Raw genomic sequence first — 25,116 nt, 5'->3', positions numbered from 1 at the left:
TAAATGTAAGAACAACAAGATTGTTTGAAAGCTATACTATTCTAAAGCTATTTGAAATTTAAGAATATTTTTATGACCTTTCCCTTTTAAAACATTTAACTAGCTCCATGATGACAAAAATAAGAGAAGAAAATCCAAAGACTATAATCCAGTCCTTTAATCCTAATGGTGTTACCTTAAAGATATCTTCAAAGAAAGGAATATAAACGATGGCGACCTGCATGGTCAATGAAAGTCCAATTGCCAACAGAAGTTTTTTATTGGTAAAAATACCGATTTTAAATAATGAAAGCTTTGCATTTCTGCAGTTCAAAGAGTGAAATAATTGGGAGATGACCATTACACAGAAAGCAACCGTCCTTGCCCGTTCTTTGTCACCAAGTAGCTCACCGCCGAACGCACACGGTATCATTTCGTTAGTAAACCAATAATATAGATAACCAGGTTTCGCGCTACTTGTGTAATACAAAATATATAAATAAGCCAATAAGGTACCGGTGGCAATGATAAAACCCTGGAATAGTATCAGTATGCCAAGATTTCTATCTATAATTTGTTCAGCAGACCTTCTTGCCGGCCTTTTCATGATATCAGGGTCTACTGAGTCGACACCTAGGGCCAATGCCGGTAATCCGTCCGTTGCGATATTAATCCATAATATCTGTATAGGGAATAAAGGTAAAGGAAGATTGAATATCGAGGCAAATAGCATCGTAAAAATCTCTCCTGCATTACATGAAAGCAGGTAGTGGATTGATTTCTTTATATTATCATAAATTCCCCTTCCTTCTTCGACAGCGGCTTCGATGGAAGCAAAATTGTCATCTGTTATAATCATATCAGAGGCCTCTTTTGTGACATCCGTACCCGTTATACCCATCGATACACCGATACTTGCTTCCTTTACGGCAGGTGCATCGTTTACACCGTCACCGGTCATGGCTACAACCTCGCCCTGTTTCTTCCATGCCTTCACTATCCTGAGCTTGTGCTCGGCAGAAACACGTGCATATACGGCTATCCTTGATACCTCCTTTTCCAAAATTTCATCAGGGAGTGAGTCCAGTTCCACCCCATCGATAGCCTTTACGTTGTTGCCGAGAAATCCCAGTTCCTCCCCAATCGCCCTGGCCGTATTCTTATGGTCTCCTGTGATCATAACAGTCTTTATGCCTGCCTTATGACAGATCGCAACGGCGTCTTTGACTTCGGGTCTGGGTGGGTCAATCATGGCTAATAATCCCGCAAAGATCATGTCCTTTTCCACATCAGCGGGGGTGGGGTTGGTAATTTCCCGGTCGGGCAATTTGAATGCGATGCCAAGCACGCGCAGGGCCGCACCGGCCATCTTGTTGTTTTCTTCCAGGATAACCTGAACATCATCTTTTGTCAGGTCTCTTATTTCTCCTCCCATGAAAATCTTTGTACAATCTTTTAAGATGACATCTGGCGCACCTTTTTCACAGACGAGCATGGTGTCGTGGGGTGTATTTCTGATAGTGGACATTTTTTTACGGTCAGAATCAAAGGGAATCTCGGAAAGAAGGGGAAATTTTTTCTGTAAACTTTCCTTCCAGATACCTGTTTTCGCCGCTGCACTCAAAATAGCACCTTCTGTGGGGTCTCCAATAACCTTCCACGTAGTATTATCTCTTTTCAGATGGGCATTGTTACATAATACACCTATGCCCAGAACACACGTTACCATTCGCTTATCGATTTCTGAAAGAGGCATATTATTGAACGTGAAATTTCCTTCCGGGGCGTAACCCGTTCCTGAGATGTCAACAGTCTTTCCGTTGACAAACATCTTCCTTACGGTCATCTCGTTTTGTGTAAGGGTACCTGTCTTGTCCGAGCAAATGACCGTAGCACACCCCAGGGTCTCTACAGACGGTAGTTTTCGAATTAATACATGTCGCTTCACCATGCGTTGTACCCCCAATGCCAGAGCGATTGTCACGATGGCCGGCAGGCCCTCCGGGATGGCAGCTACGGCAAGGCTCACTGATATGAGAAATGCCTCCAATAACGGGTCTTTCCGCCATAACTCTAAAAGAAATACGAGCGTTACAATCCCTAAACACAGATAGACTAACTTTTTTCCAAAGACTTCGAGTTTGCGCTGAAGGGGGGTTTCTTCCTTTCCTGCTTCCTGGATAAGACCCGCAATCTTCCCTAACTCGGTGTGCATGCCGGTGGTTACAACAACACACGTTCCTTTACCATTTGTTACCGAAGTACCCATGAATACCATATTTTTTCTGTCGCCAATGGGTAATGAGGGATTTGGGAGCGGTTCTATGGATTTGCTTACCGGCGTAGATTCCCCGGTAAGAGAGGCTTCCTGGGTATTCAGGCTAAAGGAAGAACATAATCTACCGTCAGCAGGGACATAATCCCCGGCCTCGAGCAGTACCATATCCCCTGGTACAATTTCCCGTGAGGGGATCGAATGTAGTTCGCCTTCACGCATTACCCTCGAAAAAGGCGCAGACATTTTTTGTAAGGCTGCAAGGGATTTCTCGGCACGGTATTCCTGAATAAACCCGATAATAGCATTAATGATAACAATGGCAATAATGGCTAATGCATCGACCCACTCCTCTAAAACACCGGAGATTATGGCGGCTCCGATCAATACCCAGACAATAAAGTTATTAAATTGTTCCAAAAAGAGCAATAGGGGGGATACACCTTCTTTTTCTTCTAATTGATTGTATCCATATTTCCTGAGCCGGTTATCTGACTCTCTATTGCTAAGCCCCGTATCCGGATTGGTATCGAGCCTCCTTATTACCTCATCAACTGACATCGTATGCCAGGATGTATCAATCATTTTGTCTGCCATGGTGGTATCCCTAAAAACATTTTTGAGACTATTCCGCGTAACTCTTTCTGGTTGTGGCTATGCAGCATGAGGTTATCAGTCAGAAATACTGCAACGCAATCCTATCTATGACTCATGCAGGGATGATTCTCAAGTGCCTCATAGGCATGGGAACATTGCTGACTATCTAAATACGAGTTTTTCAAACATACTTCAAGGGAAGTCTCCGCTACATTATACTTGCTGGAGGGTAATAATGCGCACGACTCGATGTATCCTGCCGGGTTAATATGAACGAATCCCTTCCCAGCCTCTCTGCAACTATCCATAAGCTCTTCATCCCCTGGGAAATGAATGAGATAGGTATTCGTCCTCTCTTTCAGTTTTAAAAACCATTGCCTGAATGAATTTCTTTGTGCCGGTGACAAACATAACCTTACATTGGGTGTCCTTCCAGTCGGTATGTATTCTATAAAACATCCTAGCCGGGCACCATAGGGATACTTTTCACAAAATACATCTTCTTTTTGAAGTTGTTCTACATTATCCGAGGTAACTGTAATAGAAAACCCGTAAAGTATTTTGTTTTTCTGGAGACTTTCGAAGGCACTTATAACACGATTGTATGTACCCACACCACGCCTTTTATCCGTATCCTCTAAACCACCTTCAAGACTGACTACAGGAATTATATGGGGTAATCGGGACAGTTTTTTTACAACATCATCAGTGAGCATGGTTCCGTTGGTTATCAGGATAAAAAGGCTATCACTGTGATGGCTTAAAATATCTAACAGGTCCGGGTACAACATAGGCTCTCCGCCGGTAAGGACAAAAAAGAAACAGCCGAGAGAACTAGCTTGTTTTAAAATGACTTCCAATACTTTTCTGGGCAAAACCTCTATCTCGTTATATACCCTTGCGTAACAATGATCACACGTAAGATTACAATCAGAGGTAAGGCTTAATACAAAGGAATGCGGGATAGGGTATTCAAGATGACCTTGTAATTGGGTATTAAATTTATATTTCTTCCTTACCTTTCTAAATAAATTCCAGGCCATCCAAAGGTTTCCTGGTGAAGATAATGCCCAAGGTAAAAAGGCCTTTCTGAAGATGCGAAGATTGTATTTAAATCTATTGGAAGATGTGTGCATTAAACTATTTTTTATCGACGCAAAACCTGGTTTATTAGTTCGGTACCATAACTTATCGGAATACCAAAATTGGAACCGCGAAACCCGGGAAAGATTCCGTAGTTAATACCTATCACCTTCCCTTTCTTATTAAAGATAGGACCTCCGCTACCACCTGCGGCTGTTTGAGCATCATAGACGATCCTGTTAAACAGAATATCGCTTAAATGACCCTGCGTGGAAAGTGGCCTTATCAAACCCCAATCTGACAGTTCCTGTACGAGTGGAATAAATGGCAGATTAAGGATTTGCTTAACAATTTCAGGATCAGTTTTTGCGAAGATGGCGCCCACGCCAGCCGGATAACCCAATAATAACATAGGCTCACCAACTACAGCACCTTTCTCTGTGTCGTCTAATTCGAGAACAGGAATCCTCTCACCACGTAAATCAATCCGCAGCAAAGCTACATCTACCTCATCGGAAATCTTTTCTACCTTTAAATCAAACGGTTCTTTAATGCCCGGGAAAAATGCCCTGAATACTTCAAACCTGGGTTTAATTGTTGGTTCGATATGAATAAATGGCACCAACTGCATTTCCCACCACGGTTCTGCAATGTGCCGATTGGTGAGTATCAAACCATCCTCACTGACCAAAAACCCCGTGCCGGTGTATTCGTTAAACCCTTTCAGTCCCTCCGTACCCCTCACCATGATGGGCTCGTCTGTCTCCTCGTCATAAAAATAAAATGAGCCCTGAATGAAACAAACCCCGCCACCATAATTCTTGATGATATTTTCTGCAACCGATCTCTCCAATTCGAAGATTCTTACCTTTTCTGCCGTTTTCAACAATCTGATATATTGCCCGTGGAAATATAAGGCCAGACTGCCCACGATGATAAAAAGTATTGTAAAAAGATAGATTTTAAAAGTGTGTGAGGATTGAGTAAAAGCCTCCCATACAAGATGTTTTAAAAAAGAAGTTGCAGTAACAAGCCTTCCTCTTTGTGAAGTTCGGGCTATCCCTAAAGAATCTTCCAATATTTCCGTCAGTGGCTTATATATTTCAGCCTCGTCTGCTTTAATTCGGAACCGCACCTTAGGACCGCCAGCGCCAAACTCTATTAAATCACCATCCTTAAGTACAATCTCGCTGACAACCCTTTTATTTACTAACGTCCCTTTCGCGCTTCCTTTGTCTTTTAATACATAATCATATTTACTGAGGAGGATCTCGGCGTGATATGGAGATGTGTTTCCATCTATTACCGGATCAAAACGAAGGTCATTCAAGGCATCGGTACCAATGGAAATTTTTTTAGTATCGAATATTTCTGTATTTCCCCGGTGGCTACCTGATAAATGGACAAAAACGGCCTTCAACGGTTATTCTCCTGTCACTATAATGGGACGTGTTAAGTGTTGCAAAGGTAAAGATTTTTTGTAACAGTTCAGCCCACCGCAGAGAACGCTGAGACTTCGTCGTGAGTCTTCGGCGTGAGCTCAGACGAACGCTCGCAGAGGGTTTTAGAGGATAAACAGAAATAATTGTGCGGATTTTTCCTTTTTATTTGTTCCTCTGCGTTCTCCGCGCCCTCTGCGGTGAACTATTTCGATTTTTTATATCTGTTGAAAACTACTGATATTAATGCTTATGTCCCTCACCCTCACCCTGCTGTGATGATTCCGCGGATATATGGGACGCCGGGTCTTTTTTAAAGGTCTTTTTGCAGTGTTCCGAGCAAAAGTAGTAAACCTTCCCTTTGTACTCTTCGGAAGGTGCTTTTTTGATATCGCTGACGTCCATACCGCATACCGGGTCTTTTACAGCCTCGGCCTTTTCCCCTTTTATTTCTGCCTTTGTTTGAACTGCATGCCCGCCGGATTCATGGCTGCTATGTTCACCGACTCCACATACCCCTCCACATGCCCACAGGGCATTACTCATATAAGTGCTGCTTAAACCAACGACAAAGGTAAATACCAAAGCTTTACGTAAATTGCTACTCATAGTAAACTCCTTTCTAAAAATTTCTTAAAACTTTTCATCGAGTTAATCCCCCTTACCAAAGGGGGAAACAGGGGGTTGTGTTTTTTCTTCAAATGCAGATTATTAACAACCCCCTTTATCCCCCTTTTCTAAGGGGGATTTTTTTTACTCCTACTAAAAACCACATGGATAAAATGAAAATTTATATACAATTAAATTACGATAATCTTACATCTTTCCCTAAAAAATTGGAAGATATATGTATTAATGCCCGCATCCACCTCCCTGACCGTGTTGTGGTGCGGTAGATGTAGAGCCTTGTTTTGAGGCACTGGAACAACCAATATAGATACCGCTTAAAACCACAACTATAAAAAGTATCAAAGCTTTCCGCAACATATGATTCATGCGATCTCCTTTCTATCTAAATTTATCAACTTTCGTCTTCTACATTTGATAATACCAAAACTATTTTTTAGTTTTCCCCTCTGCCCTTTTGCAAATTGGACAGGCTATGAAGTCTGCATCACATGTGTCGCAATGTTGAATAAGCCATTCCTGCGACTTATGCTTGCAATCCGGGCACTTCATTTCCCACATTGCCAATGTCTTTCCTTTGACAGGTCTTGCACGCACTTCTTTGCATTTAGGGCACACTGCTTCCCTGACTGCTGCCTTTAACTCGGCAGAGGTCTTTTGACACAGTACACATGCCATGACATCTTTCCCGCACTTATCGCAGTGGTGAACTGCAACCTCTCCTATCTCGTTTTTGCAATCCAGACAAACCATGGGCATTGTTGCAAGTGTCTTCCCCTTTATTGGACGCACACGCACGTTTTTGCAGGCGGGACATAGGGGAGGTTCTACCGTTTTATGTTCAGGCGAAAGACCCTTTTCGCGATGCTTGTGCGTTTCTTCTTCGGCATAAACAAAATTACATCCCCATATCATTAATCCAATAGGTATAATCGCAGTAGTAAACATTCCCAAGAATTTCCTGGCATTCAACCCTTCACTCCTTTCATAAAAATAGTCAATTGTAAATAGAAACTCGTTACGCACGGGCACTGTATTGAATTGAATACTTGTCATGTTTATGTTTGGTCTCATGGCTTTTCAACACCGGTATGTTCGTGAGATTCACCTTCCTCTTGTTCTAATGGACATGGACAGGCTTCCTCTTTGCCTTCGCAATGTCCACAGTCACATCCCTTCATCATGGTAGCACATCCGCAGATATAAGGGGCTGGACCCTTTTTAAAGGCCTTTTCACATTTTTTGGAGCAGAAGTAATAAACCTTGCCTTTGTATTTTTCCGTGGGGGCCTTTTTGATGTTGTTTACCTCCATACCGCACACAGGATCTTTTACAACCGCAGCTTTTTCACCTTTTGTTTCTGACCCTGCTTGGGCTGCATGCCCGCCTGATTCATGGCTGCCATGTCCTCCACCACATGCCCACAAGGCATTACTCACATAAGTGTTACTTAAACCAACGACAAAGGTAAATAGTACTGCTATACGTAAAATACCATTCACGATGGCTCTCCTTTCTATTTTAATCACATAATCCTATTCGATTTTACCGAGCAATTCCTTTATCTTATTTTTCAATTCATTCAAATCCGACGACTTAACAATATAAGCATCGGCTGCCCATGACATAAAATTGTCTATGTAATTGCTATAAGCCGTGTGAATAATAATGGGTATCCTTTTATGTTCGCCTAAGATCTTCCCCATCGCTTCGATCCCGTTCATTTTAGGTATATTGATATCCATTACAATCAGATCTGGTAACTGTTCCTTTACCCTCTTTATAGCTTCCAGGCCATCCTTCGCAGTAATAATGCGATATCCTTCTAACGACAGTTCTTGCTCATAAAGTAAGAGATGATATTTATCATCGTCTACCACAAGAATGGTTTTCATTGTTATGTCTTCATAAAATTCACATTTTATAGTGAACGGCATAAATGCATGGCATTTGTCCCTCTTTAAGGAGGATTTCAGAGGTTTGTCTTCTTTTTTATGCCGTTCACTATGATAGACGCGAGTCAAGTATAAAAACAACCACAGATTTCACAGATTGCGCCGATAGAAAAGTAAAGAGTGGGGGAGTTATTTAGGCTTTCTAACTCCCTGCAATCTGCGGTTTCAAATGTTTTTTATACAGTGTTTCTGGCAGAAGTAGTAAACCTTCCCTTTGTACCCTTCCGATGGTCCCTTTCAGATATCGCTACCCTCCATACTCTTGTCCATTGCAAGGTCAATTGCCCGATACAACACGGTGTCTTTTCGATATCGCAGACTTCGATACCGCATACATGGTCTTTAACTTCCTTGGTTCTTTCATCTTTTACTTCTGTCTTTATTTGAACTACATGCCCGCTCATTTCATGGCAGCTATGTCCATCTTCTCCGCCACATGCCCAGAGGACTTTACAAACATACGTGCTACTTAATCCGAGCACAAAGGTAAGTACTATCACTGAACGGAAAATGCTATTCATCGTCATTCTTTCCTATTCGAAAACATTTTAATGTTTTTGTGTAAAAAGAAGACACCCCCCCTGCCCCTCTTGATAGAGGGGAGATGTAGGCAATTCGCGCTTCCCCTCTACCAAGAGGGGATTGAGGGGTGTGTCTTCACAAGTAATATTTTAGTGGCTACAGATATCTTTTACGGCAGTTGCACTAAGAATTCTGATTCTTCCCAAATCTGGTTGATATTCCATTTGGGAAAGTTCCGACCTTTATCGTATGGATAACTTTAAATTTTCCAGGTTCGGTTTCGGTAATAACCGCAACCTTACCAGGAATTTCATTAGAAAGAGTGACGAAGGCAAATTCACCACCAGGGGTATAGCTCACACCATGCGGACCAACACCTGCTTCCACGATATCTAATAACTCCCATGAGGTACCATCGCTGTCATAGTTATCCTCAATTTCCACGACAAAACATGCATCCGGTTTATTATCGTTAGGTTCCATCGGCTCTGCCTCATGGGTGGAACTGAGTAATGCCTCGACTAAATCAAGGGCTGTATCTTTATTGGTATTAAACCAATCAATCCACCCGGTATTATCAAAAACAGGATCAGGCACAGATGATGCTTTATTATCCAGCAAACTCGATGTCTGGCATGGCGCAATAAAGTACCTGTTGGATGGGTTTGCCGGTACCTGAATAGGTGAAAGTCCGACTGCAACGGTTGTTTCAATCTTTGGATTTGCGGGATCAGAGGTATTCAGGATAGTTTCATAACCCGGTACTGCACAACTGACAAAACACCAGTGACCATCTGTGGAAAACCCCAGGGCAACGGGGGTTGTCCCATGGCCAGGCTGACTGGAATCAGACGCATTTAAATATAATGTTTTAACAACTTCATTAATCCTGGTATCAATTACTGCAACGGCGCCACTCCAGGCTAACGGGACATAAATATATCTACCCCTGGGATGGATTGCAAGCCCATGGGGATTACTGTCAGAATCATCCCAGGATTCACCTAATTCATCTTTCACGATCTTAATCACATCGTCCAGCCCTGTGGGCATATTAATAGTTTTTATCGCTTCCATGGTATTTGCATCTACCACAATAACGTTATCTTTACCGTCAGAGATATAGAGATTCTTGCCGTCAAGGGTCAAGGCTACGTGTGCAAGTTCATCAGCCATAAGCTCATTACGTTCTTTCACACCTCCGCCATTTTTCCCTTTGAAGTCTACCCTTACTATTTCCCTACCCGCAGTTATGTAGAGAGACCTCCCATCGTATGATGTAAAACAATTATGGATATCAGCAATTCCAGATATCGTGCCGATTTTTTTCATTTTCACGGGATCAAGTATATCTACTGACTCTCCTAATCCTGTATAAACAAAGATACTATTATCCCAACTCTTGAACGATTTTTTAGAATGCTCAGCAAAAGTCCCTTTTACGCCAATCTGCATGGAAATTGCTGTCAATATCAAAAACCCCAAAAATCTTTTTTTCCTGTATTTCACTCCTTAACTCCTTTCAAATATCAAAATTCCTGAAATAAAACGGTGGACAGATACCTTTCACCCGTGTCCGGAAACACAACTACAATCAACTTTCCTTTATTCTCAGGTCTTGCTGCCACCTGGAATGCCGCATATGCAGCGGCTCCTGAGGAAATCCCCACTAAAATCCCTTCTGAACGTACTAGTTGGCGAGATGTCGCAAAGGCCTGTTCGTTTTTAACGGTAATAATTTCATCAATCACCTTCATGTTGAGGATGTCAGGGATAAAACCTGCACCTATCCCCTGAATTTTATGTTGGCCTGGTTTTCCACCCGAAAGCACAGGTGAATCAGTGGGTTCTACGGCAACCACCTTCAGTGACGGTTTCCGTTTCTTTATCACCTCACCAACCCCTGTAATCGTCCCACCGGTACCCACTCCACTTACAAAGATATCGATCTTACCATCCGTATCGTTCCATATCTCTTCGGCCGTTGTCCTGCGATGGATTTCTGGATTGGCTGGATTCCTGAATTGTTGTGGCATAAACGAGTTAGGGGTATCCCTTACGAGTTCTTCTGCCTTATTAACGGCACCCTTCATCCCTCCATTTCCTGGGGTTAACACGATTTCTGCACCAAATGCCTTCAGGAGCGCCCGCCGTTCTATGCTCATAGTATCCGGCATGGTTAAAATCAACCTATAACCCCTTGCAGCGGCCACAAATGCCAATGCAATACCCGTGTTGCCTGAAGTGGGTTCTATAATGATCGTTTCCTTATTGATTAATCCCACCTTTTCTGCGGCATCTAGCATTGCAACTCCAATACGATCCTTCACACTGGCCATAGGATTAAAGAATTCCATTTTAGCAACCACAGTAGCCCCTAATCCCCTGGTAAGATTATTTAATCTAACGAGGGGTGTATTACCAATCGTTTTCGTGATATCTTCATATATCCTTGCCATATTCTTCCTCTTGATGAACTTATCGCCTGCGGCGGACTCTTTTCTCCCACAAGATATGACACAATTTGTACCCCTGTGTTCATTATTATTCACCCACCCCTTACCCCTCCCGAGAGGGGATTTCATTTATTCCCCTCTTGGGAGGGGCAGGGGTGGGTTCTTTCGCTGGTTCAATCGTTCGACTGAGCGCTCACGACGAAGTCTGCAAGATTGAACCAGCCTTGAGATAATTAACAATGTCTTGCATGCGCCATGGTCGCCAACAGGAGTTGACTCCTACCTTACACAACATTGAACTTCCTTAAACACTAAATAGGCCTTCAGCGACTTTCTCAATGTAGAGCGACGAGGCTCGTCGCCTTACAATCGCAGCGTTGAAATTCCTTGACATTAAAATAGACCTCCGGCAACTGAACTTTCCCCTCCCTTTGATGGGAGGGGCTAGGGGAGGGTGATCACTCTTCTCTCACCCCCACCTGACCTCCCCCATCAAGGGGGAGGAACTCTTGGTTTGAAATTCCTATACATCAAGTCAGATGCTGAACCGTGTTCAACATGAGATTGTTCTTTTCCCTGTCATTTCGAACTTGTTTCGGAATCTTTGAAATTCTTTAACATTAGATATATTTGCTAACATAAACGGCACACGTTTCAAACCCTAAACAGGGGGGTTGTGTATTTTACAAGTTGTAAAAGTAATATTTAAAAAAATATCCTCAACAATAACGTAAAGAATAATTTTTCAGGTTGATAGAGTCGCTCATTAACGCATTGAATGCAGATTGTTGATGAATGCTTATAGGCAGTCTTCGCTGGTTCAATCTGCAAGATTGAACCAGCCTTGTGATGCAGTCCTGGTCATTTGTACAATCCACGAATTCAAATGTTTTTCCCATTTTCACGAGGATAAATATTGATCTATACACAGCGTCATTAATCAGATACGAATATGTCATTCCCGCGAAAGCGGGAATCCAGAAAAACACTGGATTCCGGGTCGAGCATGGAATGACAGACAGTTGTAAACTTATGTCGCTATGTATATCTAAGGTATTGCCTCCCACGTGTTCCACCGCGCTACTCCATAATCCGCATCTTTTGGATGACAACCGTAACAAGAATTGGTGATAACCGTACCGGGATTATTTGCTTTGCCTGCCGCTGTGTTGGCATCGGCCATGGCCTTGCTGGTGTATGGTTTTATAATGTCAAAGACATGAGAGGCGATATCGTTATCTACGGCACTCTTTGCCGTTTTGGGCATATGACAGCCTGTACAGAGGCTGCCACCGACATCGGATGAACTGTAAAGATGTTTTGCATGTTTGTTTTGTGTATCCCCGTCCTTTTTTACGGTCTTAGCAAGATCATCGTGACAGGTCGTGCAGAGTTTATTGTTGCTGCTTTTCTTGAGTAGTTGGGCCGTTCCTTTTACACCCGTACCATGGGTTTCGTGACAGGTATAGCATTTAAGCCCGGCAAAATTGTAATGATGGCTCTTTAGAAAATCCTGATATTGCTGGCGGTGTTTTTGAGAATGGTTATTCTCGGAGGCATATTCGCCCAGGATAACAGTATCGTTATCGTTCCAATAACCTGCCGTAGGCTTGCCATCCGAACCTGTTTCTTCAATATAATTTGCTAAAATCTTGCCGGGTATGAATGACGTAAGTTCTTCACCGTTGATAATACAAGGATATTCCGTCTCAAAGTTCGCACCGCTTTCACCGGTCTTATTTTTTACTCTGATATGGCATTGGCCGCAGACTTCATTGCCTCTGTCTGTAGCCAGGTATTTCGGGTTGACAATGTGTCGGGCCTTTCCACCGCCTTCAGAGACATGGAGTCCTCCCGGACCATGGCAGCTTTCGCAGGAAATGCCGATCTCTTCGGAACCGGAAATAAATTCACCATCGGCATTACGCGTTATACCTAAACCTGTTACATGACAACCTTCGCAATTTTGTTCAAAGGATTTATTTTTGTCAGGGGGTGTGTTTGCATCAGTGGCTATTAAGGTATTGTCACTATTATACCAATTGCCTGGGTTGTAAGAGACCCATGCAGCATTGGGATTGTTTACATCAATATTTCGATTATTATATTGTATAGGCAAGATGTAATGACTATTTCCAATCTTTACCTGGTATCTCTGTTTTCCAACGAGCGCTACGCCACCATGGGTTCTGGCTATGGTATATGTGACAGAAATAGACTCGTCCGTTAAATCATAAAGGATAACTTTATATGCATTATTTTCTATGAAAGGTTTAAACTTCACCTTGCCATCACTCGTGGTAATAATATCTCCACGAAAGGGGGCCACAACCGTTTCAGAGTTTGGGGTGCGGATGGTAATAGCATGGGCCGTAACCTCCCACCCTTTATGTTCCGGATGGCAACCCAGGCATACCGTACTCCCGACGTATTCGGAGCTAGTATGAGACGCAGCAGAAAGCTTTATTTTGACCTTCTTGGTCTTGTTTGATTTTACCGTTACATTGAATTTATCGTTAGGCAGGTAAATTTCATCGGACGGTGGGGTAGCCCTGACAATATATTTGCCCGGCGTAAGACCGGCTATCTCAAATTTTCCTTTTTTATCGGTAGTAGCAACGTCTTCAAATGCAGACCTATAAGCCGTTTCTTCGGTAAGAAGCTGGATGCTAATGGTTATGTCCGACAGGGGTAACCCATCAGTATTGGTAACCTTACCGTCTATCTTACCGCTACCAGTAGACGTATCTTTCCGGAGCGATGTTCCAATTAATTCATTCGTGGAGGGTAAAAGCGTGGACTTTTGGTTAATGGGAGAAGATGCCCATGATGCGTGGGAAAAACACACGATAATAGCACTCAGGGCACCTATCATGAATAAATGTTTTTTTGTTAACATAAGAACTATCCTTTTAAAATCCATAGAAGATGCCTGGATATTTTTACATAGTGTAAAATTATAATTTATATGTATCACATCTTCTACATTATGTCAAACATAATTTGAAGATTTAATTTGAAGATTTAATGTAACAATTTAGCTCTTTGAAAAAGGTAGCGCCGATCCCTTGTGGTCGGCTTGTGCGGGGGATAAACCACCCGCGCTACGCATTCTATTTTGTTCGGATTAAATTCAAATGTATGGATTTTTCAAAGAGCTAAATTGTTACGATTTAATAATTGGCAACAATTTAGTTTTTCCGAAATTCCTTATTCATCTACTCGCCAGGCTACGGTGCCTTTTGGATGCTGATACCACCCAGGATCATCGTAGTTGGTAATGTTCTCGCGCACTTTTAACACGGTAAACATTCCACCCATTTCGATTGGTCCAAACGGCCCTTTTCCGGTCATCATGGGTAGTGTATTTTTTGGCAAGGGCATGTTCATCGCTGCCATTTCAGACATCCCAGTCTCGCCCATTGCCATATAATCCGGCAGCAGGTTTTGCACCTTTCGGTCAACTCCGCTCTGTTTTACACCGATCATGTTTGGTACGTCATGATTCATGGCGTTCATGACGTGGTGGTTCTTGTGGCAGTGCAAAGCCCAGTCTCCTGGTGCATCTGCCACAAACTCTATGTCACGTGTGGTACCCGGTGGTACGTTAACTGAAGTTTCAGGCCATTGTGCTGAAGGAGAAATTCGCCCGCCATCTGTACCGGTGATCTTAAAGCTATAACCATGCAAATGGATCGGATGGGAGTCCATGCTCAAATTGGCGATCCTGATACGAACACGGTCTCCCAGGCGAGCTACTAGCGGTGCAGTACCGGGGAATGCACGGCTATTAAAGGTGAAAATATTAAAATCAGTCATAATGTTTGGATTCGGTGTGCTCGTACCAGGTTCTACAAACCATTCTTGAAGAAAAATGCAGAAGTCTCGGTCAATCCTGGGTTGTTCCGGTTCCTTCGGATGTATGACAAAAAAGCCCTCCATTCCCATTGCCATCTGCACCATCTCGTCCGCATGCGGGTGGTACATCTGAGTGCCGTGCTGACGGAGTGTGAACTCATAAGCGTAGGTCTCGCCCGGTTTAATTTGTTTCTGGTTCAATCCCCCTACGCCGTCCATACCATTGGGCAGGAGTACACCATGCCAGTGGATTGTGGTATGTTCAGCAAGCTTGTTGGTGACCAGGATGCGTACCCGATCACCCTCCACCGCCTCAATCGTCGGGCCGGGTGTCTGTCCATTATAACCCCAGCAGTTGACGATCATCCCGGGAGCAAACTCTCGCTTCACGGGCTCGGCGATCAGGTGAAAGACTTTAACGCCATTGTCCCACTTCCAGGGGAGTGTGCTCCCACTGGGTGTAACCACAGGTGTGTAGGATAACCCATGTGTGGGTGGCGCGATAGGGGAGGGTGGTATAGTGGCCAGTGTATCCACTGCCTCGAGTTGCTTGCGGCGTAGTAACATGGAGACACCGCCAGTTAACAATGCCGCTGCGCCGGAAAGAAGCATTTTGCGTCGGGTAATCATGATTAATCTCCTTAATGATGAATATGTTCAAATGGTTCGGATGGTTGTGGAGCTGGTTGTTCCATCGGTTTTTCGGGCGGCTGGGTAGTTTCCTCAGTGACTATCAAGCGGCCCCCAACGGCACGCTCCAGGTCCGACTTGGCAATCCAGTAGTCCCGCAATGCCTCGATGTATTCGCGACCGGCGTTGATCTGATTTTGCTTCGCCAGGAGCAACTCATATACTCCAATAAGCATGCCGTTGTAATAAAGCTGCGATTCGTCCACGATCCGCTGCCGAAGGGGAAGAACTACATCGTGATAGTATTTGACCACATTGCGAGCGGCCAAAAGTCGATCGCGTATCTCACGAACCTCCGAGCGTATATCAATTGCCAAAGCGGAAAGCTGTTGCTGACTCTGTCTTAATTGAGCCTCTAATCGAGCAATTGCAGCCTGCTGTTGGTCGAAGATTGGCAACTCAATGGTCAGGTGAGGCCCTGTAAGGTTTACCCGATCGGGGGCATCGTGCTCCGTATCTACGCCAAATTCAAATACAGAAAAATATCGAAACTTTTTCGTCAATGACAGGGAAAAAGCTACAGCCTCTACCGTATGTCGTGCAGCTGCAAGGTCCAGACGTTGTGATACGGCCAATGATTCCAAATGTTCCAGTTGGATCTCAGATTCTGGTAACGCTGGTAACCTCCCAGGAAGCTTCCACAACGTCTCTGTTCCCCAAAGGCCCATCAGACGATTCATATGTTCATGGTCGGCAATGATCTGGATATCGGTGCGGGCCATATCTAGTTTTGCCTGATGGTAGAATCCCTGTTGATTATCTACGTCGAGCTGTTTTAATGTTCCAGCCTCGAGTTGCCGGCTGGCAAGTTCAGTTGCTGCTTCCGTAGCCAGAACCACAGTCCTGCGCATTTCTAACGTTTGTTCATCAGCTTGCAGGGTGTAATAAGCCGACCGCACCTCTTTTGCAAGATCTAAAACTGCGTTACTGACGCGCTGCTTTGCCTGTTCAAACTGAGCTGCGGCAACCTTCTTTCTCAAAGGAAGCATAAGCAGATCGAGAAAGTCCTGGTCCACCGAAAACTCAGTGTTGGTCTGTCGATGCCTGTCTACAACCCTATCCATAAATCTGAAGCTGGCAAAAAAGGTGGGATTCCGCAACAGGCCGGCCTGAACCACATCAGCCTGAGCAATGCCTAGTTCTTCATATGTTGCCTGCAAGGACCGGTTGTTAAGCAATGCAATTTGTACGGCATTATCTATTGTTAATTCCTGACGTAGCATGGACCTGACGGCATCGGACACCGCAGCATCCTCTGGCGTGCCCTGATTCCAGTGTACCCGTTGACCAATACGTTGTTCTATAAGCCTCTGGACATCAGGAAACCCCGCTTCTTTAGGCACTGATGCACAACCACTAAGTAATCCAATACACGTAATCATTGCAAATATGGCTACCGGTCTATACATCATTGTTTGCCCTCCGAGTCAGTTTTTGAGGGCTCTGACGGAACTAATCTCATTCCACACTTAGGGCATTTACCCGGGCCTGATTGTACTACTTCTGGATGCATCGGGCAGGCATAAGTTGTGGGTGGATGTATAGGCGGTGTTGGTTCGGTAACAGGTTGTTCCGTTGTGACAGGTACCTCGGCCTGGAGCAAATTCGGCCGTGGAGTAAACACAGATTCCGGGGCGTTCGGATTTGACGGGTCGTTGGTAGATATTGGTAGTTGAAGTGTTTGGCTAGCGCAACCCGTCAACAGTGTCAAATACAAAACAGTTGTTACTATCCGTGCAATCATTGTCATTCCCTCCCTTTAAAAGACGGCAGGAATATTACTCAAAAGTGGAAAAACGAATTTAACAAATTTCATATTTACGAACAAAAGCTTATGGTATTTTGTCTATACCGTATTGCTAATCGTGATTGGCTTGTGCTTTTGCTGTCATAAGTCCCCATAACCAGTTGATCTTGTATCGCTCAACCTGTATATTGCTGTAGCCAGCATTTCGGAGCAGGTACTCGCAAGCACGTCGTCCATACGTTTTGAAGTGGGAGCGATTAAACACACGTAAGAATAAATCACAGACACGACATGCAATATAATCGTCACACCAATCGGTAATAACGATTCTACCCTGTGGTTTGAGAACACGAGCGATCTCTGCCAAACATTCTTCAGGCTTGCGCAAATAATGAAAGGCGTTACAGGAAACTACCTTATCGAAACTTTCGGAGCGAAACGGTAAACACCTGGCCTGACAGGCAATAAGAGGACTATCCTTGATCTGCTTGTTCCTGGCAATCCTGAGCATCTCTATACTAAGGTCAACTCCAACTACTTTAACCTGTGGATAACCTTCGGTGATTGCCTGAAGTAGAGAACCCGTCCCGCACCCAATATCTAATATCTTGTCGGTTGGATTAATATCCAATCGTTTCAACGTTTCCCGGAGTGTTGCGTTAATATAAAAGGTCCAGCGCCTGTCATAGTTAGGAGCCAGACTAGCATACTCTTTGATAACTGCATACTCATTGTTTGGTGTATAATTAATTTCGGTCATAATTGATAGTACCATTTCAGATTAAAGCAAAGGCATTTCTTTATGTGCCACGACAATACCTTTTTGCAGCTCGTTCCCAAACTCTGTTTGGGAACGCAATGGTCTAGAAACTTCGTTTCGAAAAGGTCGATTTGTAAGGTTTATTTCAAAAAATTAGACATACATGAAACAGAGTTTCATGATAACACTGTGTTCCCAAACAGAGTTTGGGAACAAGCAAACAAGCACTTGAATCGACGTTTTACCTACCCAGTGTACTTTTGCGGTGATTGCTTGAATTTCTTTTTGCATGCGACTGAACAAAAATAATACGTCTTGCCCTGATAAGTGGCAATTGTCTGAACGTCTTTCTCTTCCAGGCGCATGCTGCAAACAGGGTCTTTATGTTTCATTGAGGCTTGCCCAATCATTGCTCTTTCCTCCTCAGCTGATGATATTTGTCGAGATAATCCATGACGGTGATGATTACTTCTGCATGGCTCCAGCTCAACGGACACACCGAGATGGGACGCTCGCCGAAGGGATGGAGTTGCTCAGGAAGTACGCCTGAAGGTCGTGCATGACGGACTACCCACATGAGGATACCAATCACACCCTGTAATTGCTCTAATGTAAGTGCCGTTGCTATCTTATACTGTGCTAGCCAGAGTGTAGAGATTATCCATGGATTTCCAGGCACCCGCTTGAAATCTTCCGTTACGTGGAGAAACCAATCCCGTTCGTAACGAGCAATGCCACCTATAACAGTTCGCACCGCCAGGCATTCTTCAACCTGTTTCATTGTGGAAATGACCATCGGATCGTCAATCGGTAAAAGTCCAAAAGCGGTCACGCCAGTCAGACTGGTATCGACCGTAAGGTCGAGTTCTTCGGTGTCAGTGTCAAACCGTCTCGCGAACCGTTGGGTCTGGGGACTATAAAGGACCTGCCTGGCAGCTTCCCGGATTTCGGCTGCCGCCTTCCGATATTTCTCAGCCAAATGCCGTTCTCCGAAGCTTTCGGCAAAGTTCGCAGCTGCCATAAGCCCACCGTAGACCGTTGCAACCGTGAAGGTATGCACTCCATGCCGCTCTTCCCACAAATCATAAGAAGGGCGGGGCAGCCCTGTACTCTCCATGCGGTAATCCTCCAGGAAGTCTGCGGTGGAGATGATAAGCGGGCGATAAAGCGGTTTTACAAACTCAATGTCTTTGTATCGGGCAAAGTGCTGCCATAACGCCCATAGCACAAGCGCCGTTGAGTCCTCCTGACGGGCGTACCACGGATGCCAGGAACTGCCCAGACTTCCATCCGGGTTGTATTTATGCAGGAGATAGCCTTCGTCGGTTATGATATCGGCACAAAAACGGAAGAAATTGCGCGGCATGTCTATGTATCCCGCCCGAATGAGGGCATACACCCCGCGTGCCGCGTCACGAGGCCAGATGTAGCTGTAGGTATCGCGTCCAAATTGCAAGAGGTCTGAGTCGTTGGCGGCGATGATGCCACCGTGATTATCGGTCAGCGTGCGGAGAATCAAGAGGCTGCGTTGGTAGAGTTCGACCACCTTATGCGGCAGATCAGCAAAATCTGGAAGGCTTTTGGTTACCCACAACCGCCAGTAATTATTTGTGCGGTCGATCAGCTCAGCCGGCGTTTTCTCCAGAGCGATGGCATTGAGGACTTTTACCTCTCTGTATTTCGTCCCGGCCGCGATCCAGTAATAGCAGGTAGTCCTGTCATTGGCAGGCAACACCATCCTGATAGCGATGGTAGAGTCTACCGAGCCCTGAGCAATCGGGTTCATGCCGAGATGTCCGTCTTCCGCGTCCCGCCATGTACCCTCCGCTCCTTTGTATTCCTTGATTCCAACGGCCCACTCTTCTACCCCGGCTTCAGCACCGTTCCGGGCATTAATCAGGAAGTAGCGATAATCTTTGTAATGAAGAATCGCTTGCAATCGGGGTTCATAGAGCGCTGTATCGGTAACATTGTTCTCGTAAAGATAAAAATCTTGATGGAAAAACAGGCTGATCTCCCGTGAACGGTTGGCAAGATTTTGAACGGTCGTCTCCCGTAGATAAATATTTTCATGAAAGTCTACGGCATCGCGGCAGTTAAGTATGAGCCCAAGCCTCCGGTTGGTGAGCTTCACATTAGTTACCAGCGTATCAGGCTCATAAACGAGATGTCGTTCCCATTCTGGTTCATTTACCCAACTCAACTGCCCCTCGGTGAAGACACCAAAGCGAAACGCATGCCCTGCGGTATGGTTCTCCTGACCGACATAGGGAAAGTAGATGTCACGCAGCTGATAGGCGGCGTCGAACATCACTTGCAGTGAGCCATTACCAAGAGTTAATTCTCGTGGTATGACTCATTTCCTTAAAAGAATGACCAACCCGGTATTCTTGAAAAACAAAAAGGCAATTCAAAGAATTGCCTTTTTGTACTATACTTTTGATTACTCACACTAATTCTCATTTGCATTCAAGCTTAGATCAATGCATACATTTATGTAATGTTGGGTGGAGCGTAGCGCACCCAACAAAACAAGAGACATGATGGGTTCGCTTCGCCCTTCGCTAACTCAGGACAGGCTTAACCCATTCTACTCATTGGCATTAATTTGATGGCAACCTGGACGACAAATGTCATATTGTCTCACTTAGCGACGTTTCTCATGCATTTCTCCTTATTTCTTTTTCTCTTCTTTTTTTCCTTTTGCACCCGCTTCTCCTTCTGCCCCCGTCATGCCATGTTCCTCTTCTTTGTGCCCTTCAGCGTGGGTTTTTGCTTCACCGCCCGTTCCGCCCTTTGGCTCTTTATGCTCGTGTTCAACCTTAGTTGGTTCCTTACCTGTTTCTCCTTCTGAACCTGTCATACCATGTTCCTCTTCTTCGTGCCCTTCGGCATGAGTTTTTGCTTCGCCTCCCTTTCCTTTATCATGACCTTCATGCTTATGTTCAACATATGGTTTCTCATACTTGTGCTCAACCTTTTTTCCTTACTAACATCTCCTTCAGCACCAGTCATTCCATGCTCTTCTTCTTTGTGTTCTTTGTGATGCGTTTCTTCTGCCATCACAGATCTAACAGATGCAATATTGAAAGTCCCAATACTGCAAATCAACCCACCTATAATAACGAAAGTAAGTCCTGATTTCTTCAACATTTTCTTCTCCTCCCAAATTTAGGAAATTAGACCGGGCTTCCCAAGAACGCTCTCAGTGAAGCTACTGAATTTTCATGCATTTCGCTTTATCCAGGTATTAAAGCTTCGAAACAGTTATCCAATATTTTAGACGAACTATTCTATACTTTTAGATATATTTGTCTCATTTTAGTTTCTTTTAAAGCCCGTAATCAATATTTAGGCAAAGTTATTTCTTCCCTCATTATATCGGTTTATAACGATTTTATTTGTAAACCCCTTTCAATTTAGTGATTATGAGGAATGATAAAAAAATAATATGCGCAATAAAGATGCCAACTATATGATGTGTAAAACTACACAATAATTCCAGTTTCGGCAATACTTGGGTCTTTCTGTAATGCCTTTTTAAACTTGTGTTCCTTGTGCCAGGCATTCAGGCAGGGGATGATGAATACACTGACCAGCGCCATGGCCATACCTCCGATAGAAGGAATTGCCATGGGTTTGGCTACCTCGGCGCCAGCGCCTGTTGACCACAAGATGGGCATGAGCCCGATAAATGTGGTGGCGGCCGTCATCATGCATGGTCGTATCCTTCGCGTGCCTGCCATCAGGATTGTATCGCGGATATCCTGCACGCTTTTCATCTTCCTTTCACCAAACAGGTCATTAATATACGTGGTAATGAGGACAGAATCGTCATCCACAATACCAAAGATGGAGATAAAGCCTACCCAGACAGCGACACTGAAGTTATAGCCAAATAAGTATTGAAGCCAGACACCTCCTGCAATCGCCGTTGGAATCCCCGCAAATAAGATAAACATCGTTTGTGGAAAGGATTTAAATGCCATGAAAATCAGGATAAAGCCAACAAACATGGATAAAGGCACAAGGATTTGCAATCGCTTTCTCGCCCTGATCTGATTTTCGAACTGGCCGCTCCACTGGATAAAGTACCCGTGAGGCAGCATGACTTTTTGTGCTACGACCTTGGATGCCTCTTCTACAAAGCTCATGGGGTCTCTGCCGCGGACGTTCATAAGGACATAAGCCCTCAAAAGGGCATTTTCGCTGCTGATCATGGCTGGTCCCATCACGTAACGGATATCGGCAACTTGTGTAATAGGAATGAGTTGACCCGTAGAACTGGGAACATATATCCTTTTCAGTGCATCAAAATTATCACGAAGTTCCCGAACGTATCTAACCCTTACGGGATAGCGTTCGCGGCCTTCTACGGTTGTCGTGATATTTTCTCCTCCGATTGCCGTTTCGATAATATCCTGCACATCCCGGATATTGACACCATAGCGGGCAATTTCCTCCCGTTTAATCTTATATTCCAGATATGGTTTTCCTGTAATCCTCTCGGCATAAAGATCCACAGCCCCGGGTACATCGCGTAATGCCATTTCAACGTCAATGGCTAATTGTTGTAATACGTTCAGGTCTGTTCCAAATATCTTGACACCGACCGATGTACGAATTCCCGTTGCCAGCATGTCAATTCGGTTTACGATGGGTTGTGTCCAAATATTAGCTACGCCAGGTATTCTCATGGCTTCGTCCATTTCCTGGATAAGTTCCTGTTTGGTGATCCTTCGTTCATCGGGTAAAAACCAGTGAAACACAGGGTGGAGGAACGAGGGTACATGATTCAAAAATTTGTACTCGATCTTCCTTTTACGCCAATCCTCTTCGGGTTTTAAGGTGACAACGGTCTCAAACATTTCAACTGGGGCTGGGTCAGTAGGGGTTTCTGCCCTGCCTAACTTTCCCACGACCATATCCACCTCCGGGAAAGATTTAATGATCATATCCTGTTTTTGCATAACCTTGAAGGCATCCGTTAATGCCACACTGGGCAACATCACCGGCATAAACAGGATAGAACCTTCGTCCAGGGGTGGCATAAATTCCCTCCCGATCCTTTTTGCTACAAAGATGGATGAAATGACTATGACGAGCGGAATGGCGAGGAATGTCTTCTTATGGTCAAGCACCCATTTAAGAACGGGCTGATAACCCCGCAGCAACGTCCTGGAAGTAAAATTATCTTCCATAGGTCTTAGTTTACCTTTGATCAGAAAGGTACAGAGTAAAGGCACCAGGGTAATTGCCATAATGACCGACGCCCCAATGGCAAAGGTCTTTGTCCACGCCAGCGGTTTAAAAAGCTTTCCTTCCTGTCCTGTAAGTCCAAATACCGGGAAGAACATAAAAACGGTGGTTAATGCTGCAAAGAATATAGAACCGCCGACCTCTTTGGAGGCGTCAAGGATAATCTGTGGCCTGCTTTTCTTACCCTTTTGTTCAATGAGGTTTCGAAAGATATTTTCTGTCATGATAATAGACATGTCGCTCACCTCACCAATGGCTATGGCAATACCCGTGAGTGACATAATATTTGAATCAATGCCCATAAAATACATGCCCAGGAAGGAGATGAGTATCGATACAGGAAATCCAAGACAGCAGATAATGATACTCCGGACATGCAGCAGAAATAACACTACCACAATGGAAGTGATGATGATTTCTTCTATCAGCGCCTCTCTCAGGGTGTCAATAACACGATAGATAAGTCCTTCCCTGTCATAAAAGGGCACAATCTTTACGTCCGATGGCAACCCTGGTTCGATCTCTTTGATCTTCTTTTTTATACTTTTAATCACCTTCAGGGGATTTTGACCCTGGCGCATGATAACAATTCCACCGGCGACCTCAGCGCCTTCTTTATCCAGCGCCCCTCGTCTAAAGTCCCCTCCAACTTGAACAATACCTATATTTTTGACAAATACAGGCACACCGTTATAACTGCCCACCGTAATGTTTTCAATATCGGCAACGTTTTTTATAAATCCAAGACCACGGATGATAAACTCCATGTTGTTACTTTCCACTACCTTGGCGCCCACATCGATGTTACTCCTGCGAACCGCTTCATAGACGTTTCCTACCGTTAAATTATACGCCAGCAGTTTATTGGGATCGACATCGACCTGATATTGCCTGACAAAACCTCCTACACCTGCTACCTCAGAAACGCCTTCGACGGCATTTAATTGATAACGGACAAACCAGTCCTGAATGGATCGAAGTTGTCCAAGGTCATATCCTTCGCCTTCTACGGTATACCAGAAAATCTGGCCGAGTCCTGTGGCATCGGGACCCAGCCTGGGTATGACATCTTTTGGGAGCAATGCCTGTATAAAGTTTAATCTCTCCAATACCCTGGAACGTGCCCAGTAAAAATCAATTTTTTCCTGGAAGATGATAAAGATCATGGAAAAACCGAATCCAGACTGAGAACGTATAACCTTCACGCCGGGTACACCCAACAAATTAACCGTAAGGGGGTAAGTGACCTGATCTTCCACATCCTGGGGACTGCGTCCTGGCCAATCGGTAAAGACGATGCATTGGTTCTCGCCGACATCCGGGATGACGTCCATGTTGATATTTTTTAATCCAAAGACGCCACCGAATATTACCAGGAGGTAAAAGCAGATAATGAGGAAGCGATTTCGGAGGCAGAGTTCAATGAGTTTATTGATCATATTTCACCGCAGAGGACGCTGAGTGCGCGGAGAATTGGGAAAATTATTAACGACCCTTTGGATGCCGTCTTTTAACAGTTCAACATTAAAGTTAATTAATAATCCAACCTTACAATCAGACAGTTTTAAATAAGACATCAACTGTGCTTTGTGAATTGGGAGAAGCTTTTCAACCGACTTTATTTCTACAATAACTTCATTTTCTATCATTAAATCCAGACGATAGCCACATTCGAGTTTCACTTCACGATAAATTACTGGGAGTGGTTTTTGTTGCTCCACTTTCAAGCCTGATTGAATAAGATCATACACCATACACGCCTCGTAAGCAGATTCAAGTAGTCCCGGCCCCAATGCCTTGTGAATGCCAATAGCAACACCAATAATTGTTTCCGTTATCTTATTTAGCCTTTCCTCGTCATTCATATCT

24 protein-coding genes are annotated in these 25,116 nt (G+C 44.3%); 2 read left to right on the top strand and 22 right to left on the bottom strand.

Annotation, left to right across the window (positions count from 1 at the left end):
• Positions 1–70 precede the first annotated feature (70 nt).
• The 18 genes from BROSI_RS01535 to BROSI_RS20670 form a co-directional block, all read right to left on the bottom strand.
• Positions 71–2,851, bottom strand: coding sequence for a cation-translocating P-type ATPase (locus tag BROSI_RS01535; protein WP_102046777.1), 2,781 nt, complete (start codon positions 2,849–2,851; stop codon positions 71–73).
• Between the two features lie 101 nt (positions 2,852–2,952).
• Positions 2,953–3,894 carry a radical SAM/SPASM domain-containing protein gene (locus BROSI_RS01530; RefSeq protein ID WP_052561718.1) on the bottom strand — a complete coding sequence of 314 codons (942 nt, stop codon included), beginning with the start codon at positions 3,892–3,894 and terminating at the stop codon, positions 2,953–2,955.
• A gap of 104 nt (positions 3,895–3,998) precedes the next feature.
• Complete coding sequence (locus tag BROSI_RS01525) at positions 3,999–5,354, bottom strand: trypsin-like peptidase domain-containing protein (protein WP_052561716.1); 1,356 nt, start codon at positions 5,352–5,354, stop codon at positions 3,999–4,001.
• 262 nt (positions 5,355–5,616) lie between these two features.
• On the bottom strand, positions 5,617–5,982 hold the full coding sequence (locus tag BROSI_RS01520; protein ID WP_052561714.1) for a YHS domain-containing protein: 366 nt from the start codon (positions 5,980–5,982) through the stop codon (positions 5,617–5,619).
• A 243-nt stretch (positions 5,983–6,225) separates the two neighbouring features.
• The gene (locus BROSI_RS20155) at positions 6,226–6,369 is read right to left on the bottom strand and encodes a hypothetical protein (RefSeq protein ID WP_162183212.1); all 144 of its coding nucleotides are present in this window, start codon (positions 6,367–6,369) and stop codon (positions 6,226–6,228) included.
• Positions 6,370–6,429: 60 nt separating this feature from the next.
• Entirely contained in the window at positions 6,430–7,056 is a 627-nt protein-coding gene (locus BROSI_RS01510; protein WP_157842311.1) for a hypothetical protein, read from the bottom strand.
• 14 nt (positions 7,057–7,070) lie between these two features.
• Entirely contained in the window at positions 7,071–7,502 is a 432-nt protein-coding gene (locus BROSI_RS20325; RefSeq protein WP_052561707.1) for a YHS domain-containing protein, read from the bottom strand.
• 33 nt (positions 7,503–7,535) lie between these two features.
• On the bottom strand, positions 7,536–7,895 hold the full coding sequence (locus BROSI_RS01500; RefSeq protein WP_052565575.1) for a response regulator: 360 nt from the start codon (positions 7,893–7,895) through the stop codon (positions 7,536–7,538).
• Between the two features lie 236 nt (positions 7,896–8,131).
• A complete protein-coding gene (locus tag BROSI_RS01495) occupies positions 8,132–8,476 on the bottom strand; it encodes a hypothetical protein (RefSeq protein WP_052561705.1) in 345 nt (114 codons plus the stop codon).
• A gap of 184 nt (positions 8,477–8,660) precedes the next feature.
• Entirely contained in the window at positions 8,661–9,986 is a 1,326-nt protein-coding gene (locus tag BROSI_RS01490; protein WP_052561703.1) for a YncE family protein, read from the bottom strand.
• 20 nt (positions 9,987–10,006) lie between these two features.
• Positions 10,007–10,936: a cysteine synthase A gene (gene cysK, locus BROSI_RS01485; protein WP_052565573.1), complete on the bottom strand. Its 930-nt coding sequence runs from the start codon at positions 10,934–10,936 to the stop codon at positions 10,007–10,009.
• Between the two features lie 1,045 nt (positions 10,937–11,981).
• A complete protein-coding gene (locus BROSI_RS01480; protein WP_162183211.1) occupies positions 11,982–13,832 on the bottom strand; it encodes a cytochrome c3 family protein in 1,851 nt (616 codons plus the stop codon).
• A 311-nt stretch (positions 13,833–14,143) separates the two neighbouring features.
• Complete coding sequence (locus BROSI_RS01475; RefSeq protein WP_052561699.1) at positions 14,144–15,421, bottom strand: multicopper oxidase family protein; 1,278 nt, start codon at positions 15,419–15,421, stop codon at positions 14,144–14,146.
• 11 nt (positions 15,422–15,432) lie between these two features.
• Positions 15,433–16,893, bottom strand: coding sequence for a TolC family protein (locus BROSI_RS01470; protein ID WP_052561697.1), 1,461 nt, complete (start codon positions 16,891–16,893; stop codon positions 15,433–15,435).
• The gene (locus BROSI_RS01465) at positions 16,890–17,225 is read right to left on the bottom strand and encodes a heavy metal-binding domain-containing protein (protein WP_052561695.1); all 336 of its coding nucleotides are present in this window, start codon (positions 17,223–17,225) and stop codon (positions 16,890–16,892) included. Before BROSI_RS01465 ends, BROSI_RS01470 begins: the two co-directional genes overlap by 4 nt.
• Before the next feature lie 115 nt (positions 17,226–17,340).
• On the bottom strand, positions 17,341–17,988 hold the full coding sequence (locus BROSI_RS01460) for a class I SAM-dependent methyltransferase (RefSeq protein ID WP_052565571.1): 648 nt from the start codon (positions 17,986–17,988) through the stop codon (positions 17,341–17,343).
• A gap of 245 nt (positions 17,989–18,233) precedes the next feature.
• Positions 18,234–18,398 carry a YHS domain-containing protein gene (locus BROSI_RS18805; RefSeq protein ID WP_082058954.1) on the bottom strand — a complete coding sequence of 55 codons (165 nt, stop codon included), beginning with the start codon at positions 18,396–18,398 and terminating at the stop codon, positions 18,234–18,236.
• Positions 18,395–19,534: a glycoside hydrolase family 15 protein gene (locus BROSI_RS20670; protein WP_338140356.1), complete on the bottom strand. Its 1,140-nt coding sequence runs from the start codon at positions 19,532–19,534 to the stop codon at positions 18,395–18,397. Before BROSI_RS20670 ends, BROSI_RS18805 begins: the two co-directional genes overlap by 4 nt.
• On the opposite strand from BROSI_RS20670, the gene BROSI_RS20665 reads away from it, so the two are divergent.
• On the top strand, positions 19,478–20,011 hold the full coding sequence (locus BROSI_RS20665) for a hypothetical protein (RefSeq protein ID WP_052561722.1): 534 nt from the start codon (positions 19,478–19,480) through the stop codon (positions 20,009–20,011). The genes BROSI_RS20670 and BROSI_RS20665 overlap by 57 nt on opposite strands.
• A gap of 48 nt (positions 20,012–20,059) precedes the next feature.
• On the top strand, positions 20,060–20,311 hold the full coding sequence (locus BROSI_RS20660; protein WP_230400616.1) for a hypothetical protein: 252 nt from the start codon (positions 20,060–20,062) through the stop codon (positions 20,309–20,311).
• 351 nt (positions 20,312–20,662) lie between these two features.
• Here BROSI_RS20660 and BROSI_RS01450 read toward each other — a convergent pair whose 3' ends face one another.
• The 4 genes from BROSI_RS01450 to BROSI_RS01435 form a co-directional block, all read right to left on the bottom strand.
• On the bottom strand, positions 20,663–20,851 hold the full coding sequence (locus BROSI_RS01450; RefSeq protein WP_052561691.1) for a hypothetical protein: 189 nt from the start codon (positions 20,849–20,851) through the stop codon (positions 20,663–20,665).
• Positions 20,848–21,141 carry a hypothetical protein gene (locus BROSI_RS01445; RefSeq protein ID WP_052561689.1) on the bottom strand — a complete coding sequence of 98 codons (294 nt, stop codon included), beginning with the start codon at positions 21,139–21,141 and terminating at the stop codon, positions 20,848–20,850. Before BROSI_RS01445 ends, BROSI_RS01450 begins: the two co-directional genes overlap by 4 nt.
• 335 nt (positions 21,142–21,476) lie before the next feature.
• Positions 21,477–24,686 carry an efflux RND transporter permease subunit gene (locus tag BROSI_RS01440; RefSeq protein WP_082058953.1) on the bottom strand — a complete coding sequence of 1,070 codons (3,210 nt, stop codon included), beginning with the start codon at positions 24,684–24,686 and terminating at the stop codon, positions 21,477–21,479.
• 3 nt (positions 24,687–24,689) lie between these two features.
• On the bottom strand, positions 24,690–25,112 hold the full coding sequence (locus tag BROSI_RS01435; protein ID WP_052561687.1) for a GxxExxY protein: 423 nt from the start codon (positions 25,110–25,112) through the stop codon (positions 24,690–24,692).
• Positions 25,113–25,116: the final 4 nt, after the last annotated feature.

Source organism: Candidatus Brocadia sinica JPN1 (genome assembly GCF_000949635.1).
In the GTDB taxonomy this organism is placed as follows: Bacteria; Planctomycetota; Brocadiia; order Brocadiales; family Brocadiaceae; genus Brocadia; species Brocadia sinica.
Note: the sequence above shows the minus strand (reverse complement) of the source record. Positions and strands in the feature narration are given on the sequence as shown.

Excerpts from the sequence above, each read along its gene's own strand:
- BROSI_RS01535 (WP_102046777.1), bottom strand. The coding sequence starts at position 2,851 with ATGGCAGACAAAATGATTGATACATCCTGGCATACGATGTCAGTTGAT.
- BROSI_RS01530 (WP_052561718.1), bottom strand. The coding sequence starts at position 3,894 with ATGGCCTGGAATTTATTTAGAAAGGTAAGGAAGAAATATAAATTTAAT.
- BROSI_RS01520 (WP_052561714.1), bottom strand. The coding sequence starts at position 5,982 with ATGAGTAGCAATTTACGTAAAGCTTTGGTATTTACCTTTGTCGTTGGT.
- BROSI_RS20155 (WP_162183212.1), bottom strand. The coding sequence starts at position 6,369 with ATGAATCATATGTTGCGGAAAGCTTTGATACTTTTTATAGTTGTGGTT.
- BROSI_RS01510 (WP_157842311.1), bottom strand. The coding sequence starts at position 7,056 with ATGACAAGTATTCAATTCAATACAGTGCCCGTGCGTAACGAGTTTCTA.
- BROSI_RS01500 (WP_052565575.1), bottom strand. The coding sequence starts at position 7,895 with ATGAAAACCATTCTTGTGGTAGACGATGATAAATATCATCTCTTACTT.
- BROSI_RS01495 (WP_052561705.1), bottom strand. The coding sequence starts at position 8,476 with ATGAATAGCATTTTCCGTTCAGTGATAGTACTTACCTTTGTGCTCGGA.
- cysK (WP_052565573.1), bottom strand. The coding sequence starts at position 10,936 with ATGGCAAGGATATATGAAGATATCACGAAAACGATTGGTAATACACCC.
- BROSI_RS01480 (WP_162183211.1), bottom strand. The coding sequence starts at position 13,832 with ATGTTAACAAAAAAACATTTATTCATGATAGGTGCCCTGAGTGCTATT.
- BROSI_RS01475 (WP_052561699.1), bottom strand. The coding sequence starts at position 15,421 with ATGATTACCCGACGCAAAATGCTTCTTTCCGGCGCAGCGGCATTGTTA.
- BROSI_RS01470 (WP_052561697.1), bottom strand. The coding sequence starts at position 16,893 with ATGATGTATAGACCGGTAGCCATATTTGCAATGATTACGTGTATTGGA.
- BROSI_RS01465 (WP_052561695.1), bottom strand. The coding sequence starts at position 17,225 with ATGATTGCACGGATAGTAACAACTGTTTTGTATTTGACACTGTTGACG.
- BROSI_RS01460 (WP_052565571.1), bottom strand. The coding sequence starts at position 17,988 with ATGACCGAAATTAATTATACACCAAACAATGAGTATGCAGTTATCAAA.
- BROSI_RS18805 (WP_082058954.1), bottom strand. The coding sequence starts at position 18,398 with ATGATTGGGCAAGCCTCAATGAAACATAAAGACCCTGTTTGCAGCATG.
- BROSI_RS20660 (WP_230400616.1), top strand. The coding sequence starts at position 20,060 with ATGAAAGTCTACGGCATCGCGGCAGTTAAGTATGAGCCCAAGCCTCCG.
- BROSI_RS01450 (WP_052561691.1), bottom strand. The coding sequence starts at position 20,851 with ATGACAGGTTCAGAAGGAGAAACAGGTAAGGAACCAACTAAGGTTGAA.
- BROSI_RS01445 (WP_052561689.1), bottom strand. The coding sequence starts at position 21,141 with ATGTTGAAGAAATCAGGACTTACTTTCGTTATTATAGGTGGGTTGATT.
- BROSI_RS01440 (WP_082058953.1), bottom strand. The coding sequence starts at position 24,686 with ATGATCAATAAACTCATTGAACTCTGCCTCCGAAATCGCTTCCTCATT.
- BROSI_RS01435 (WP_052561687.1), bottom strand. The coding sequence starts at position 25,112 with ATGAATGACGAGGAAAGGCTAAATAAGATAACGGAAACAATTATTGGT.